At 37.1% G+C, this 16,031-nt stretch carries 12 protein-coding genes; all 12 read left to right on the top strand.

Annotation, left to right across the window (positions count from 1 at the left end):
* The first annotated feature begins 23 nt into the window (after window positions 1-23).
* The 12 genes from recG to HND50_19330 all read left to right on the top strand — a co-directional run bounded on the left by recG (window position 24) and on the right by HND50_19330 (window position 16,012).
* Window positions 24-2,120, top strand: coding sequence for an ATP-dependent DNA helicase RecG (gene recG / locus HND50_19385; GenBank protein ID NOG47414.1), 2,097 nt, complete (start codon window positions 24-26; stop codon window positions 2,118-2,120).
* Window positions 2,121-2,183: 63 nt separating this feature from the next.
* Window positions 2,184-3,224 carry a glycosyltransferase family 2 protein gene (locus HND50_19380; GenBank protein NOG47413.1) on the top strand — a complete coding sequence of 347 codons (1,041 nt, stop codon included), beginning with the start codon at window positions 2,184-2,186 and terminating at the stop codon, window positions 3,222-3,224.
* Window positions 3,225-3,416: 192 nt separating this feature from the next.
* The gene (locus HND50_19375) at window positions 3,417-6,053 is read left to right on the top strand and encodes a DUF2723 domain-containing protein (GenBank protein NOG47412.1); all 2,637 of its coding nucleotides are present in this window, start codon (window positions 3,417-3,419) and stop codon (window positions 6,051-6,053) included.
* Window positions 6,054-7,037, top strand: coding sequence for a flippase-like domain-containing protein (locus tag HND50_19370; GenBank protein NOG47411.1), 984 nt, complete (start codon window positions 6,054-6,056; stop codon window positions 7,035-7,037).
* Window positions 7,021-8,097, top strand: a complete 1,077-nt coding sequence (locus tag HND50_19365) for a DUF4837 family protein (protein NOG47410.1) — start codon at window positions 7,021-7,023, stop codon at window positions 8,095-8,097. The genes HND50_19370 and HND50_19365 overlap by 17 nt, the downstream gene beginning before the upstream one ends.
* 17 nt (window positions 8,098-8,114) lie before the next feature.
* The gene (gene purE / locus HND50_19360; GenBank protein ID NOG47409.1) at window positions 8,115-8,573 is read left to right on the top strand and encodes a 5-(carboxyamino)imidazole ribonucleotide mutase; all 459 of its coding nucleotides are present in this window, start codon (window positions 8,115-8,117) and stop codon (window positions 8,571-8,573) included.
* Window positions 8,574-8,641: 68 nt separating this feature from the next.
* The gene (rfbD, locus tag HND50_19355; GenBank protein NOG47408.1) at window positions 8,642-9,544 is read left to right on the top strand and encodes a dTDP-4-dehydrorhamnose reductase; all 903 of its coding nucleotides are present in this window, start codon (window positions 8,642-8,644) and stop codon (window positions 9,542-9,544) included.
* On the top strand, window positions 9,537-10,262 hold the full coding sequence (locus HND50_19350; protein ID NOG47407.1) for a polyprenol monophosphomannose synthase: 726 nt from the start codon (window positions 9,537-9,539) through the stop codon (window positions 10,260-10,262). The genes rfbD and HND50_19350 overlap by 8 nt, the downstream gene beginning before the upstream one ends.
* An 11-nt stretch (window positions 10,263-10,273) precedes the next feature.
* A complete protein-coding gene (locus HND50_19345; GenBank protein ID NOG47406.1) occupies window positions 10,274-11,242 on the top strand; it encodes an acetyl-CoA carboxylase carboxyltransferase subunit alpha in 969 nt (322 codons plus the stop codon).
* Window positions 11,239-11,643: an acyl-CoA thioesterase gene (locus HND50_19340; protein NOG47405.1), complete on the top strand. Its 405-nt coding sequence runs from the start codon at window positions 11,239-11,241 to the stop codon at window positions 11,641-11,643. The genes HND50_19345 and HND50_19340 overlap by 4 nt, the downstream gene beginning before the upstream one ends.
* Window positions 11,644-11,901: 258 nt before the next feature.
* The gene (locus tag HND50_19335; GenBank protein ID NOG47404.1) at window positions 11,902-12,999 is read left to right on the top strand and encodes a PorV/PorQ family protein; all 1,098 of its coding nucleotides are present in this window, start codon (window positions 11,902-11,904) and stop codon (window positions 12,997-12,999) included.
* 76 nt (window positions 13,000-13,075) lie between these two features.
* A complete protein-coding gene (locus HND50_19330) occupies window positions 13,076-16,012 on the top strand; it encodes a T9SS type A sorting domain-containing protein (GenBank protein NOG47403.1) in 2,937 nt (978 codons plus the stop codon).
* Window positions 16,013-16,031: the final 19 nt, after the last annotated feature.

Genomic DNA, 16,031 nt, shown 5'->3' with positions numbered 1-16,031 from the left:
AATTCATTTTTCTTTCCCATCCCATGTCAGAATCAAATCACAAAACCTTCGATATACAATATTTGAAAGGCATTGGGCCCAAAAGGGCTGATGTGCTGGCTGCTGCCGGGATAAAATCTATTAAAGATTTAATAGGTTATTTCCCACGCCGCTATATTGACCGTAGTACGATTTTACCTTTAAACAAACTAATCGAAGGCCAGGAAGTTACGGTAATTGGAAAAGTAGAAGCTTCCGGGATTAAGCGAGGGCGAAGGCCACAGTTTTATATAACTGTTACAGATGGAAAGGGTTTGTTGGAGGCTGTTTGGTTCAACGCTGTTTCCTACTACAAAAATGTTTTCAAGATTGGTGACTGGGTTTCACTATCTGGCAAAGTAATCTACTATCAAGGTTACCAATTAAATCATCCTGATTATGATAAGCTGGGTGAAGATGACTTTGAAAATATGACTAATACAGGCCGGATAATCCCATTTTACCCACTTACGGATTCTTTGCGAAAAGCAGGGATTAGCTCATCTACTTTTCGTAAAATTTTCATCCAGCTGTTTGAGAAGTTTTCGTCGGGATTTAAGGAACATCTACCTGATAAAATTCTAAAAAATCAGAAATTTACTGAGATAAATCATGCTCTGAAAGAGATGCACCTGCCATCAAGCCAAGCTCTTTTTGAACAATCTACAAAACGTTTTATTTACGAAGAATTTTTTTACCTGCAGCTTTTGTTTGCCCTGCAAAAGAAACACATGGCAGAAAAACCGCTTGGAATTTCTTTTTCCGGATCGAGTCCTATTTTAAAAAAGCTTTTCGATAATCTGCCTTTTGAAATGACTTCTGCGCAAAAAAAAGTTGTTAAGGAAATTCGGACAGACATGAAATCCAGCTCACCAATGAACCGCTTATTACAAGGTGATGTAGGCTCCGGGAAAACACTTGTTGCAATGATGGCCGCACTTATTGCTATCGACAATGGTTACCAGGTTGCTCTAATGGCGCCGACTGAAATTTTGGCTGAGCAGCACTTTTCTAATATTAAAAATTTTCTAAAACCATTTGGTGTTGAAGTAATTCTTTTAAAAGGCGGCAGAAGTCCAAAAGAAAAATCACTGATTTTACATAGAATTCAGCAAAACGTGAATGCCTTGATTATTGGGACCCATGCTTTGATTCAGCAAAAAGTAGACTTTCCTAACCTGGGTTTGGTAATCATTGATGAGCAACACCGCTTTGGCGTAATGCAGCGAGGCAGCTTAATTTCCAAAGGTACAGAACCTGATGTTTTGGTGATGACTGCAACGCCTATTCCACGGACGCTGGCAATGACAGCTTATGGTTCTCTGGATGTTTCCACAATAAATGAAATGCCGGCCAATCGTTTGCCAATCCGAACTGTGTGGCGTTTTGATAGCCAAAGCGGCAAAATTTATGAGTTTATCCGCAAGCAGGTAAATGCCGGTGAACAGGCTTATATCGTTTATCCACTTGTGGAAGAAAGTGAAAAACTGGATTTGAAGGCTGCTGTGGAAGCATTTAAATTTTTGGAAAATGGCCCACTACAAGGCATTTCGATTGGATTGCTGCATGGCCGGATGAAGGCCGAAGAAAAAGATGCGATTATGCAAAATTTTGCAAATGGTGAAATTAAAATTCTTGTTGCAACCACAGTTATTGAAGTTGGTGTGGATGTTTCAAATTCTACCATTATGCTAATCGAACATGCAGAGCGTTTTGGTTTAGCGCAATTACACCAGTTGCGTGGAAGAGTCGGTCGAGGCAAGAAACAATCTTACTGTATTTTAAAAACTCCAAACAATGTTGGAGAAATTGCCCGGGAACGCATCCGCACTATGACGGAAACAACAGATGGGTTTGTTATTTCGGAAAAGGATTTAGAGATCCGTGGGTGGGGAGATTTTTTTGGCAAAAAGCAAAGTGGAATGCCGATTTTCAAACTTGCAAATCCTATTCGTGACCGGGAAATATTGGAAGAAGCGCGTAAAGATGCGTTTATATTAATCGATGAGGACCCACATTTAAGAAGCCCTGAAAATGGAGGAGTGCGAAAAAAAGTATCCAGAGAATATAGCGAACGATTGGCTTTATTTAAGATAAGTTGAGAATTGAACAATAAAATTTACTTGTGTAAATTTATTGTCTTTAAATATTTAAACGTTGATTATATGTCTAAAAAGATTTCAATAATAATTCCGCATTATAACGGAATTGATATTCTGCGCGATTGTCTGCAATCGTTATATAAAAACTCGTTTACAGATTTTGAAACCATCCTAATTGACAATGGCTCAACAGATGGCAGTCAGAAATATGTAAAAGAGACCTTTCCACAGGTTGAGCTTATTGAAAACGAAAAAAACCTTGGTTATGCCGGCGCTTGCAACCAGGGAATGGAATTGAGTAAATCGGAATATATTTTACTGTTAAATAACGATACTGTTCTTCCTGAAAATTTTTTATTTGAAATGATTGCTGCCATTGAGGATGACAAAGCTATTGGAATGGTCCAGCCAAAAATAATATCAATTCAGGATAAACGATTTTTTGACTATTCCGGAGGTGCAGGTGGGGAGATGGATATTTTTGGTTATCCTTTTGCACGTGGCCGCATTTTTGATACAGTTGAAATGGATAAGGCGCAGTATGCTAATTTGGGCAGCAAAGTTTTCTGGACATCCGGTTGTGCATTACTGGTTCGTAAATCTGTTATAGATGAAATTGGACTATTAGACGAAGACTTTTTTGCCCATCAGGAAGAAATAGATTTAAATTGGCGGGCCCAATTGGCCGGCTATAAAAATGTGGTGACTTATAAAACACATATTTATCATTACTCCGGTTATACTTTGCGTAGTGATAATCAACGCAAAATGTATTTAAATCATCGCAACAACCTGATTATGATGATTAAAAACTATTCTCTTCCATCTTTGTTTTTCTTTTTCCCACCAAGGATCCTTTTCGAAATGGTTACTGTAATCGCAGATGCCGCCATGTGGGAAGGTAAAAGGGCACGAGCTGTTTTACTCGCTCTTTATTTTCTTTTAACAAACCCGTTATTCATCTGGAAAAAGCGTCACTCTGCTCAGAAATTGCGGAAAGTATCTGATCGTGCCATACTAAAAAATATGTATCCGGGAAGTATTGTTATCGATCATTTTCTACGCAAGCTCTCTCCATATGCCTGTATAAAACGTTTCAGATAAGTTCTCTTAAATGTTGATTCCTAAAATCTAAAATAAGAATGAACCTAAAACCGGATTAAAAGTTAACCATCTGTGATACTGGTAAAATCCAAAAAAGTATATTAAATGATTGATAAAGTTCTGTATATTCTTTACCTTTATCAGCTTTATTCATAGCAAAGACTCACCCAATATCAATAAGGAAAATTTTCGATGGACTGGAAAAAATCCAACAATATTGTTGCAGCTGCTGTATTTGTTTTTACATCTATAATCTACATCTTAACTGTTGCACCTACGGTTTCTTTTTGGGACTGTGGCGAATTTATTGCAACCAGTTACAAAATGTCTGTTCCTCATCCTCCGGGATCACCTTTGTTTTTACTTGTTGGAAGGATATTTACGCTCCTGCCTTATCCTGAGGATATTGGATTCCGGGTTAATTTAATCTCTGTTTTTTCCAGCTCAATAACTATTACTCTTCTTTATCTGGTAATTGTACATTTAGTTAGGGAGTGGAAAGGGAAGCTGGAATCACGTGAGGATTGGTTAACAGCAATATTTTCCGGTTTGATTGGTTCATTAACTTTTGCTTTTACTCACTCTTTTTGGTTTAATGCTGCAGAGGCTGAAGTTTATGCGGCTTCTATGTTGTTTACTGCTTTGCTGATTTGGCTCTCCCTTGTCTGGGCAGAAAAGGCCCACGAAGATGGCAATGAAAAATATCTATTAATGATTTCATATCTGGTTGGTTTGGCAATTGCCGTTCACCTTTTAAATGTTTTGGCTTTACCATTTGTAGCGATGATATATTACTACAAACGCTATGAATTTAAGATGCTGTCTTTTGTTATTATGACTTTTGTTACAATTCTGGCGATGGTTCTTGTTTATCCCGGGATTGTAAAATGGTTCCCGCTTATTGCTGAATTGAACCTATTTTTATTTATCATGGTAATAGTTGGAATTTTTGCCTTAACTTATTGGGCTGTATTAAATAAAAGACATTTAATTAGTTTTATTATGCTTTCTATCACCTTTATTGTTATTGGTTATACCAGTTATGGTATAATTCCAATCCGGTCCGCACTGAATCCGACCATTGATGAAAATAATCCAGAAACCACAGAAAAATTCTTAAAATATATTAACCGAGAACAATACGGTGATTCTGATTCTGATCGTGAAAAAGTATGGCAGTCTAACCCGACTAAAAGAAATTACGATTCTACTTGGGATTTCTTCTGGACATACCAGGTTAACCACATGTATAATCGTTACTTTATGTGGCAGTTTGCAGGTATGGATGAAAATGGTACCAATTGGAACTGGAGTTTTTGGGGCTTGCCTTTGTTGATTGGATTAATAGGAATGTTTTATCATTTTAGGGGTGACCCGAAACATGCCCTTGCTGTGTTGGCTTTATTTTTTATGACCGGACTGGCTATTATTTTGTATCTCAATCAACCCGATCCACAACCAAGGGAGCGAGACTATAGTTATGTGGGTAGCTTCTTTGCATTTGCAATCTGGATTGGTTTAGGCTATGCCGGAATCATCGAGATGATAAAAGAGATGATGGCTGATAAAGCTGAGAAAGTAAAAGAAATTGGCACTCCAATAATGGCTGGTATCCTGGCAGTACTAATGTTAGCATCGCCAATCCAGTTATTATCTGAAAATTATGAATCCCATGACCGAAGCGGAAATTATGTTGCCTGGGATTATTCTTATAATATTCTTCAATCTTGCGAAGAGGGCGCGATCCTATTTACAAATGGCGACAATGATACTTTCCCATTATGGTATTTGCAGGAAGTAGAAAATATCCGTACAGATGTGCGCATTGTTAACCTGAGTCTGTTGAATACTGATTGGTATATCCGCCAGTTGAGAGACTTGGATCCCAAAGTCCCAATGCGGGTAAATGAGAAATTATTAGATCAGGTTGCACCAATCCCATGGGAAACACAAGATGTAACTTTGAATGTTCCTAAAGATATATTTTACAAAGATAGTATTGAATTTAGGAAAAGTTTTGGCCCGGTACCGTTGACCACACCAAACGCCATAAAATTTAAAGTAACACCAACAATTACCTATGGCAGTTATAAACTTTTACGCACCCAGGATTATATGATTTTAAATATTCTGGCAGCCAATCAGTGGAAAAAACCTGTTTACTTTGCCACGACTGTTCCGCAAACGAACCTTGTTGGCGGTTTGCAAGAATATATGAGGATGGAAGGCTTGGTTATGCGTATTGTTCCAATCAAGAACTGGCAATTAGATCCTAAATTATTAAAGGTTAATTTGGTTGAAAAATATCAATATCGTTTTAACGATCCTTCGGTTTATTACAATTCACAAACAATAGGTTTACTCCAAAATTACCGGTCACCAATTATTGGGCTTGCCGAATATTATGTGCATCAGGGACAAAAAGATAAACTGGAAGATCTTTTAGAATTTGAATCTCAAAATATGCCTGAAGAAGTTATTCCCTGGACTGCTCATCAATTGCGCAACCGCCGGCATGCTCTGCGTGCTGTAATTAATCCGGCTTATACTGATTCACTTTTAACAAGTCAGAATACAAATACACTCAATGTTGTTGCACGTAATTTAATGAGTTACCGGGAGTTTGACTCTGCCGCAAAACTTTTAGAAAAGACGAACGAAACCAATCCGGGAGATCCTGAAAGCATAAGTATGTTATTGCGTCTTTATGACCTGAGTGGGAAAGCAGAAAAAGCAATTGCAACATTGGAAAAATGGGTAGCATTGAATCCGGATGATAAAGGTGCCCAAAATATGTTGAACAGCTACAGGAAACGACTGAACAAGTAAATGCGACATTTTAAGACAATTGCTAAGGCGATTATCTCGATAGGTTTATTCACATATCTATTTGCAACTGCCGATCAAAAACAGATTGTTCATGTTCTTGGCAACGTTTATCGTGCTGATGGTTTAGCTTATCTTTTTCTGGCTTTTTTTGCATATTTTTGCAGCATTGGATTAATGGCATTTCGCTGGAAAATAATATTAAAGCATTATGACCTGGATTTTAGTTTTAAAAAATTATTTGGCTATTATCTTGTGGGACTTTTCTTTAATAACTTTTTGCCATCGAGCATTGGCGGGGATATTATACGGATTTATAAAGTTGTTGGAAACTCCGAGGACAGAAGCCCGGGCTTTGCAAGCGTAATCCTGGAACGCATTCTTGGCGTCGCATCAACTCTTTTTTTGGCAATAATTTCGCTATACTATGTTTCGCACTATTTTCAAGATGACAGGATTTTATATACTTCCGCCGCTTTGTTTAGCCTGATTGTTGTATTTTTTGTTTTAATTACTCGTAATCGGCCTTTTGAATTTCTGCTGAAAGTTTTTGATAAATTTTCAATTTTGAATATTGGCGAAAAAATTAATAAACTTATCGAAGCCATTCACTTTTTAAAGGAAAAAAAACAGGTCTTTATTTGGGTCTTTTTGCTTTCATTACTTTCTCAGGTTGCCATTGTCTTTTTAAATTATGCTGTTGTTCTTGCCCTGGATATTGATGTTGATTTGACCTATCTGTTCCTGGTTGTTCCAGTAACATTTATTATTACCATGCTGCCATCGATTAATGGGGTTGGTGTACGTGAATATGGTTTTGTGTTTTTTCTTGCGGCTGTAAATGTTTCAAGTGCCGCTGCTATTTCTCTATCCGTGATGAATGTATTGGTTCCAATGTTTATTTCTATTTGGGGCGGGCTGCTTTTTTTAATGCAACGTAAAAATTCTAAAATAGATGAGGTAAAAGCCATTGAAAAGAATTTATAAATCTTTAGCGAACAGTTTGGTTGCAAAATATGATCAACTATTTAAATACTCGATTGGGCTATTTGTTGTTTTAAGCGGCTTCTTATTATCTTCATGCGATTATAAACCACCATCTATGGGACTTCAATATGAGGTCTTTGTATTTGCAGATTCTTTGTTGTGGCTGGATATCAAAGATGACGTTGAAGAAACATTTAATGCTTTTGTAAATACACCTCGTTTAGAACGCAGCTTTTACTTATCCTGGCGTCCTCTTACAGAACTAAACAATTTAAAGCGTCGTAAGAATTTGTTTTTTATTGGAACAACAGAGCCGGGAGAAGTAAATGATTATTTGAAACAAAGCATTCCACCACAATTTCTGCAGGATGTAAAAGATGATAAAAGTTTTTACTTTTTTAAAGATGATCTTTTTGCATCTGGGCAGTTTAGCCTTTTTATGCTTGGACGGGACAAAGCTTCTTTTAAAAAGAATTACTCTGAATTAAAAGGTGCATTGTTTAAACAATTTAACGCCAAATATTTTGCACGCTTAAAGAAAGAAATGTATGAACTTGAGGAGCAAAAGGATCAGGAAGAATACCTTGAAAATAATTTTGGTTATGGAGTAAGAGTGCAGCATGATTATTTTGTAGCACATCAAAATCCTGATGAAAACTATGTCTGGTTGCGCAGAATGGATCCTGATCGCTGGCTTTCAATTTGGCGTGTTGATGGCGATGAATCAATAATCACGCAAGATTCTTTAATTACATTACGTAACAGAATGACAACTAAATATTACAGTGGTGATGTTGTTGTTGCCAATGAGACAAATCTTGAAATTGTCTCTTTCCAGGATAGACCAACTTATAAAATGACCGGAACATGGCGTAACGATTCGCTTGTTGTTGGCGGTCCTTTTAGAACATACATAGTTGAGAATAAAGAAGAAAACGCATACTACCTGGTGGATATTGCCGTTATGGCCCCAACAAAAAATAAAAAACCATATCTCGATCAATTAGAAGTAATTGCTTCTACATTTAATTTTTCTAAAAAAGATAATAACCAGAATTAATTGAGGGGGAGTTAAAAATGGCCAATATTGCCGTGCTGCTTGGAAGTAAAAGTGATTTACCATTTGTTGAAGCAGCAGAAATATATTTTAAATATTTTAATCTGGATTATGAGATACGCATAAGCTCTGCACACCGCAATCCAAACGAAGTGGCCGAGTTTTGTGAAAGTGCCAAAGAAAATGGTTTTAAGGTGATAATCGCTGGTGCAGGTATGGCCGCTCATTTAGCAGGTGCAGTTGCTGCTCACACCACACTGCCGGTTCTGGGCGTTCCGCTTCCTGGTGGTATAATGGATGGAATGGATGCTTTGCTTTCTACTGTGCAAATGCCTGCAGGTGTTCCTGTTGCCACTTTTGCAGTTGGCAAAGCAGGTATGCGAAATGCTGTTGTATTTGCGGCGCAATTATTAGCAGTAAATGATGAAACTATCCATCAAAAATTAATCGATTTTAAAAAACAAGGAAGTCGCCTGTAGCCTGTTTGCGTGGGAAATGTGAATTATTTAAATTTGCTTTTTTTATAAGGTGCACTATTAAGACGGAAATGGAAAAAATAGTAATTTTTGGGTCAAATGGATTATTGGGACAAAGCCTGGTTAACCGATTTCATGAAAGCCATCAGGTAATCGCAGCATCGCTTAAGGTTTCTAATCTAAACGAAGTTGAAGGTGTTCCGTATCACCAGGTTGATATGATTAACAGGACGGAAATGAAAGACTTCCTAAGTTCGGAATCCCCTGATATAATCATAAATGCTGCAGCCTATACCGATGTTGATGGAAGTGAAAAAGAGCGTGAACTGTGTTGGAATACAAACGTTCGTGCCGTCGAGAATATTATTGATATTGCAAATACATTCAATCCAATCCTGGTTCAGGTTTCAACCGATTACGTTTTTGATGGACAACAGGGAGCATATACAGAAAATGACCCGGTTAATCCGGTTGGTAATTATGCTCGTAGTAAAATGGCAGCAGAAAATATTGTTACCTCAAGCAGCCTGGAGCATATTATTGCAAGAACCCAGGTTTTATACGGCACAGGAAATAAAGCAAAATTAAATTTTGCCACATGGGTTATAAGCAGGTTAATGCATAAAGAAAACATAAATGTTGTAACAGATCAGGTTGGCAATCCAACATATATTGATGATTTAAGCGAAAGTATTTTTCGCCTGTTACAAAGAAATGAATATGGCTTGTTTCATGTATCTGGTCCACAGGTTATTTCTCGTTATGAGTTTGCAAAAAAAATAGCAGAGGTTTTTGAACTGGATGGTACATTGATTAATCGAATAAGCACAAATGATTTAAAACAAGCAGCACCACGTCCTATGAATTCTTCTTTTGTAATTGATAAACTTGTAAACAGAATTGATTGGACATCTGGTGATGTGGTTTCCGGTCTGGAGCGATTGAAAACTAAACTGAATGGAAAAAATGGTTGACTCTTCTAAGGCTCTCATAATAGTTCCTACCTATAATGAAAGTGAAAATGTTAAAAAACTGGTTGAAGAAATTCACAGATATCAGAGCGATGTACATATTCTTTTTGTCGATGATAACTCCCCTGATGGGACTGCAGCGCTTATAAAAGAAATTCAGCAGGAAAATGATAAAATTCATATTCTTGAGCGACCTGGAAAAATGGGATTAGGCAGCGCATATCTTGCAGGATTTAAGTACGGGCTTGGAAAAGGATATGATTTTATTTTTGAGATGGATGCCGATTTCTCACACGATCCCAAGGAAATTCCAAACTTTTTAAACGCAATTGAAGAATATGATCTTGTATTAGGTTCACGATATATAAAAGGTGTAAATGTTGTAAATTGGCCTTTATACAGGTTACTACTAAGCTATTTTGCAAATGTTTACTCGCGTCTGGCAACAGGCTTACCGGTAAAAGATGCTACCGGCGGTTTTAAATGTTTTCGCCGGGAAGTGTTGGAAAGCATTGATTTTAGCAAAGTAAAATCCAATGGATATGCTTTTCAGATTGAGCTAAGTTTCAAAGCCTGGAAAAATGGATTTCGCTTAAAAGAAATACCAATAATTTTTATAGACCGGGTTGCCGGAGTTTCTAAACTTTCAAAATCCATTATGTGGGAGGCTATATTTCTGGTGTGGAAATTACGTTTCAGTAGCCTTTTTGGAAAAAAATAAGGGTCGTTATTATGGCAAATAATTCAGCAAAATTTACTTTAGAATTTGAAAAACCTGTTTTTGAGCTGGAAACAAAGATCAAGGAAATGAAAGAATATGCTCTTTCTTCCGGTGTTGACATGGCTGAAGATATTGAGCGTTTAGAGACAAAAACGGCACAACTGCGTAAGCAGGTTTATTCAAACCTTTCTCGTTGGCAAAGAGTTCAATTAGCACGCCATCCACAACGCCCTTATACTTTGGATTATATCGGCCAAATTACGGATTATTTTGAAGAGCTTCATGGTGACAGATATTTCTCAGATGACAAAGCGCTTGTGGCCGGTCTCGCTAAAATCGATAAATATTCTGTGATTGTTCTTGGTCAACAGAAGGGCCGTGATACAAAAAGTAATCTTGAGCGTAACTTTGGTATGTCTAATCCGGAAGGCTACCGCAAAGCATTGCGAGTTATGCAGTTAGCAGCGAAATTTGGTAAACCAATTATCACTTTGATTGACACACCAGGGGCATATCCCGGTTTAGGTGCTGAGGAACGTGGCCAAGCGGAAGCCATTGCTAAAAACCTACTTGAGATGTCACGATTACCAGTCCCGGTAATTTGTGTAATAATAGGTGAAGGTGCATCGGGCGGTGCTCTTGGAATTGGCATTGGCGATCGTATTTTAATGATGGAAAACGCCTGGTATTCCGTTATCAGTCCAGAAGGATGTGCAGCAATTTTATGGCGTGATTCTGCCAAAGCACCGGAAGCTGCTGAAGCCATGAAAGTAACAGCACCCGATCTTGTAAATTTAGAAATTGTAGATGAAGTTATAAAAGAGCCAGAAGGTGGAGCACATACAAATCTTGAGGCATCTGCTAAAGCGGTTAAAAAATCAATTGTTGCCCATTTAAAAGAGCTGGTTCAAATCCCAAGTGAAAAACTGATCGAACAGCGTATTGAAAAGTTTGGAAAAATGGGCGCCTGGGAAGAATGATTGAACAAACAGTTGATATTTTAGTGCGCTATGCAGAAACAGACCAAATGCAATTTGCACATCATTCAAATTACATTGTCTGGTTCGAACATGGCCGAATTCAACTTTTAAAAAAACTTGGCTTTCCTTATTCCGAGCTGGAAAAAAAAGGATATTTAATTCCTGTGCTGGAGGTTAAAGCCCAATTTTTAAAGTACGCTGTTTTTGATGAGTTGCTAAAGTTAAAAACAAAAATCCCGAAGCTCCCTTCAGCAAAACAGTTTTTTGAATATGAAGTTTACAATTCGGAAAATGAATTAATTTGTACCGGAAGTTCAGTTCATACTTTTATGAATAAGCAAAACAAAGCAATCCGGCCACCAAAGGAATTATTAAAGTGTTTGCGGCCATACTTTAATTAAATTAATAAGCACGGTATATTTTTATTTCTCTTGACTTAAGGATTGCTAAAAACTAAATTATCTCACGATAATAATTTTAGAGGATATTGCGTATAAGCAGTTTGTTAAAGGATCTAAATACATTTAAAAATGTAATTACTATATCTCAGGAATTGATCTGCCTTTAGCAAACTGCTTAATAATGTGTAATTTTTAAACCGGTTAAGTGGAAAAAGGTAAATTTTCCGTTTAATCGGTTTTTTTTTAGGAGGAAATATAATGAAGAAAATAATTGACTTACTGATTATGCTGATACTTTTATCAGCAAGTAGTTCTCTTTTTGCTCAGGGTGCCGGAACATCTGCAGTTCCTTTTCTAATGATCTCACCAGGTGCTAAAGCGGGTTCTATGGGTGAAAGTGGTGTTGCGCTTGCAACAGATGCGACAGCAGTTTTTTGGAATCCTGCAGGTTTGGCATTTCAATATGAAGATCCCGAAGAAGATAAAATCTTCGAAGCATCTCTGATGCATGTGGATTGGCTTCCGCAATTTAATTTTAGTGATTTGTTTTATGATTATCTGGCTGCAAGATACTATGTAGAAGATATTGGAATGATTGGCGGAAGTATAACATTCCTAAATCTTGGAGAGAATGTTTATACAGATGATGGTGGTTTTACGTTGGGTACTTTTGATTCAAAAGAATATGCTTTTACTCTTTCTTATGCTACTAAGCTTGAAGAAAACCTTGGTGTTGGTGTAAATGTAAAACTAATCCGCAGTGAGCTTGCTCCATCAAAAATTTTAGTTGAAAATGAAACAACAAATGGCCAGGCAACAGCATTTGCTTTAGATGTAGGTGTAATGTGGAAACCGGGTTATGACATTTTTGATAACCGTTTAACTGCCGGGTTAAATCTTTCTAATTTTGGACCTGCTATTACATATAATGATGATGCACAAGCCGATCCACTACCTACAAATTTACGGATTGGACTTGCCTATGAAGCTTTTGAAGATGAATACAACAGTTTGATTGTTACATACGAAACAACACGTATGTTGGTAAGAAGAACTGGAACAAGCGCCGACAATTTTGTTGAAGCAACTTTTTATTCCAGCTGGATAAAAGGCAGCGCCAAAAGCCGCTTGAATAGTTTTACACATGCTATTGGTGTTGAATATGTTTATGGGAAACTATTTGCAATCCGTGCAGGATATTTTAACGAACATCAGAGTTTTGGAAACAGGAAATTCTTAACTGCCGGCTTTGGATTAGAGATTGATATGATTGGAATTGATTTTGGTTATATCTCGGCAAATGAAGAAAGCCCTCTCGCCGGAACAATGCGTTATTCTGTTTCAGTAAAATTCTAAAAAACTTATATTCGATACCATCGCAGTTTGCGGTGGTATCGGAATAATTCACTTCCTAAATCTCATAAAAAAATCTATGTACAGATTTCTAATCTTTTGTTTTATAGTACTTATTTCTGCATCAGAATTATTCTCATATCAAAATATTAAGATCGCTGCAATCCGTGTTGAATTTCTTATTGATGATAATGATCTGACAACCGGTGATGGTACTTTTTTAGTTGATTCAGTGACGACTGATCCCTTTGCAATTGATCCTGCACCGCATAATAGAACATATTTCAAAGATCAGATAATTGCAGCAGGTAATTATTTCAACTCAGTTTCAAACGGTAATGTGCAAATTAGCGGTGATGTATTCCCTAAAAGCATGAATGGAGCTTATAGCTTAGCGCGTGAGATGAGCTATTATAATCCCAATACAACTCAATCAGAAATTGATAAGGGCATTGGTAATTTATTTGTAGATGCAATTACAGTTGCGGATGAAGACCCTGATTTTAATTATTCTGATTATGATCTGGTTGTAATTTTTCATGCCGGAGTAGGACGTGATATTGATCTGGGTTTTGATGAAACTCCGCAGGATATTCCGTCTTTATTTGTAACCGCTGATTTTATGAAAGAAAAATGGGATGATTCTTTTTCCGGTATTTCTGTTGATGGTGGTAATACTGTGATCCGGCAAGGAATAATTCTTCCCGAAACTGAAAACCAGCAGGATGTACAAGTAGCGCTAACAGGATTATTTGTTTCGAATATTGGCAGTTATTTGGGGTTATTGGATTTGTTTAGCCCGGGCGAGCAAAGATCTGGTATTGGACGTTTTGGTTTAATGGATGTTGGACTTTTCAATATTAGCGGCCTTATTCCTGCAATACCATCGCCGTTTAGCCGCAAAAAGCTTGGTTGGGAAAGTCCACATTATTTAACATCAAATCAGAATAGTATACAGATTGCGCAATATGGTTCTGCTGCGTCAAACACAGTTCCTTCATTGATTGAAATTGCTGTAAATCAGGATGAATCATTTTTGCTTGAATATCGCCATAATCAAAATTCAAATATAGATAGCCTGCAATTTGAGATTAGTAAAGACCGAGATGAATTTGCCGGGCATATGGAAGTGTTAAAAACTTTTTTTGAAGATGAGATTGAAATATCGGACTCAAGCGGAGTTCTTTTATCTGTAAAAAATTATGATATCGGACTGCCAGGAAAAGGCATTTTAATTTGGCATATAGACCAATCTGTAATTCGGAATAATGAAAGTAATTCTATAAATGATGATCCTGAATGGAGGGCTGTTGATTTGGAAGAGGCAGATGGCAGCCAGGATATAGGCGAGTCTTATTCCTTATTAGATGCAGGATATCAATCAGAGTTGGGGACATTATTTGACTATTGGTTCAAAGGGAATGATGCACCACTTTATAAAAATATCTTTTCGGCTGAGAGCAGGCCAAATTCATTATCCAATTTAAACCGGGCAAATACAGGAATTACCATTTCGAATTTCAGTTCAAACAAATCTGAGATAATGACATTTGATTTTAAGAAGGATTTTCATGTTCCTGGATTCCCAAAAAGTTTAAAAAGCAGTGGCAAGCCTTTCACGATTAGTGCCAAACCTGAACTAAACTCAGGTATTCCGGCAATAGAACAAGCTGACTGGGTTTTTACAATAAACGAATCGGGCGCAATAAATGCTTTTGGTAAAAACGGCGAAGGATTATTATTTCAAAACAAAAATATTTTAGCAAAAGTAGATGCAAATAGCACGGGAATACAGTCCATAGCTTTGGCTGATACTAATGGAAATGGCAACCCTGAGCTGTTGATCGCAATGTCCGGAGGAACACTTTCCGGCTTTGATATAACAGTTGCAGATGATTCACTGGCCAAAGAAATTTTTTCTACAACTGAAAATATTACAGCTGCAGTAAACTCACCAATCGTGGTAGACAGAAATCAAATTTTTTATGTTGACGGGATAAATATAAATCGCTTTTCAGTTAAAGGGCTGCCCAATGGTTTTATTGGTACATCTTTAAATATGAATGATGTATTGATAAAGGATTTAACTGCCATTCGCAGCACATTCGATTTCGATTTTATTGGTGCAGTTAATTCCAATGAAATCGTTTATGCAGTTAATTCTGAAAATACAGAAAATGAAACAACAGAGTATTTTGTTACGGACTCAACTGGTGTTCTAAAACATTCTTTTACATCGGATAAACTTCTTGGGCAATTTTCAATTGCTGTTTTGGAAAGTACTCCGGCAATCGTTTTTAATTCGCAAAAAGAACTACATGTAAAAAATCTTAATGGTTCGGCGGTTATAAATTTCCCAATTAGGCCAAACCTTCTGGAAGATGAATATTTTGTTGGAACGCCCGCAATAGTTGATGCATCCGGAGAAGATGACATTGTTATTATTGTTACTACAAACAAGGGACAGTTGTTTGCATACGATCAAAAGGGCAATTCTGTTGAAGGTTTTCCATTGTCCTTTGGTGGTTCTTTTTCAGAATCGGCAATAGTTGTTCAGCTTAACGATGATACAGCCTTAGAACTTGTTGCAGTTTCAAACTCTGGGATTGCAAGCGCAATTGAAATTCCTGGAACAAATACATCCAGTGAGATTATTTGGGGTTCATCGAATTTTAATAGCGCAAATAATGCAGATCTAGATACCTCGTATACAACTATTCCAATTAGTGACAACCTACTTCCAAAATCACGCTTTTTTAATTATCCAAATCCGAATGAAGGTGATGAGACAACTATTCGCTACTTTTTAAATGAAGCTGCTGAAGTAAACATTTTAATCTTTGATGCGGCCGGATATAAAATTGATGAGTTTAGCGGACCTGGATTAGCTTTTACTGCAAACGAGGTGAAATGGCAGGTTGGCAATGTGGCCTCCGGAGTTTATATCTGCCAATTGGAAGCTGTTTCGGAAACCCGGACAGAACGAAAAATGATCAAAATATTAGTTGTGCATTAAACGCATAGAAATGGAATTA

This window comes from Calditrichota bacterium (genome assembly GCA_013112635.1).
Taxonomy (GTDB): domain Bacteria; phylum Calditrichota; class Calditrichia; order Calditrichales; family J004; genus JABFGF01.
The sequence above is the reverse complement of the archived record's forward strand: the minus strand, read 5'-3'. Positions and strand labels throughout refer to the sequence as shown.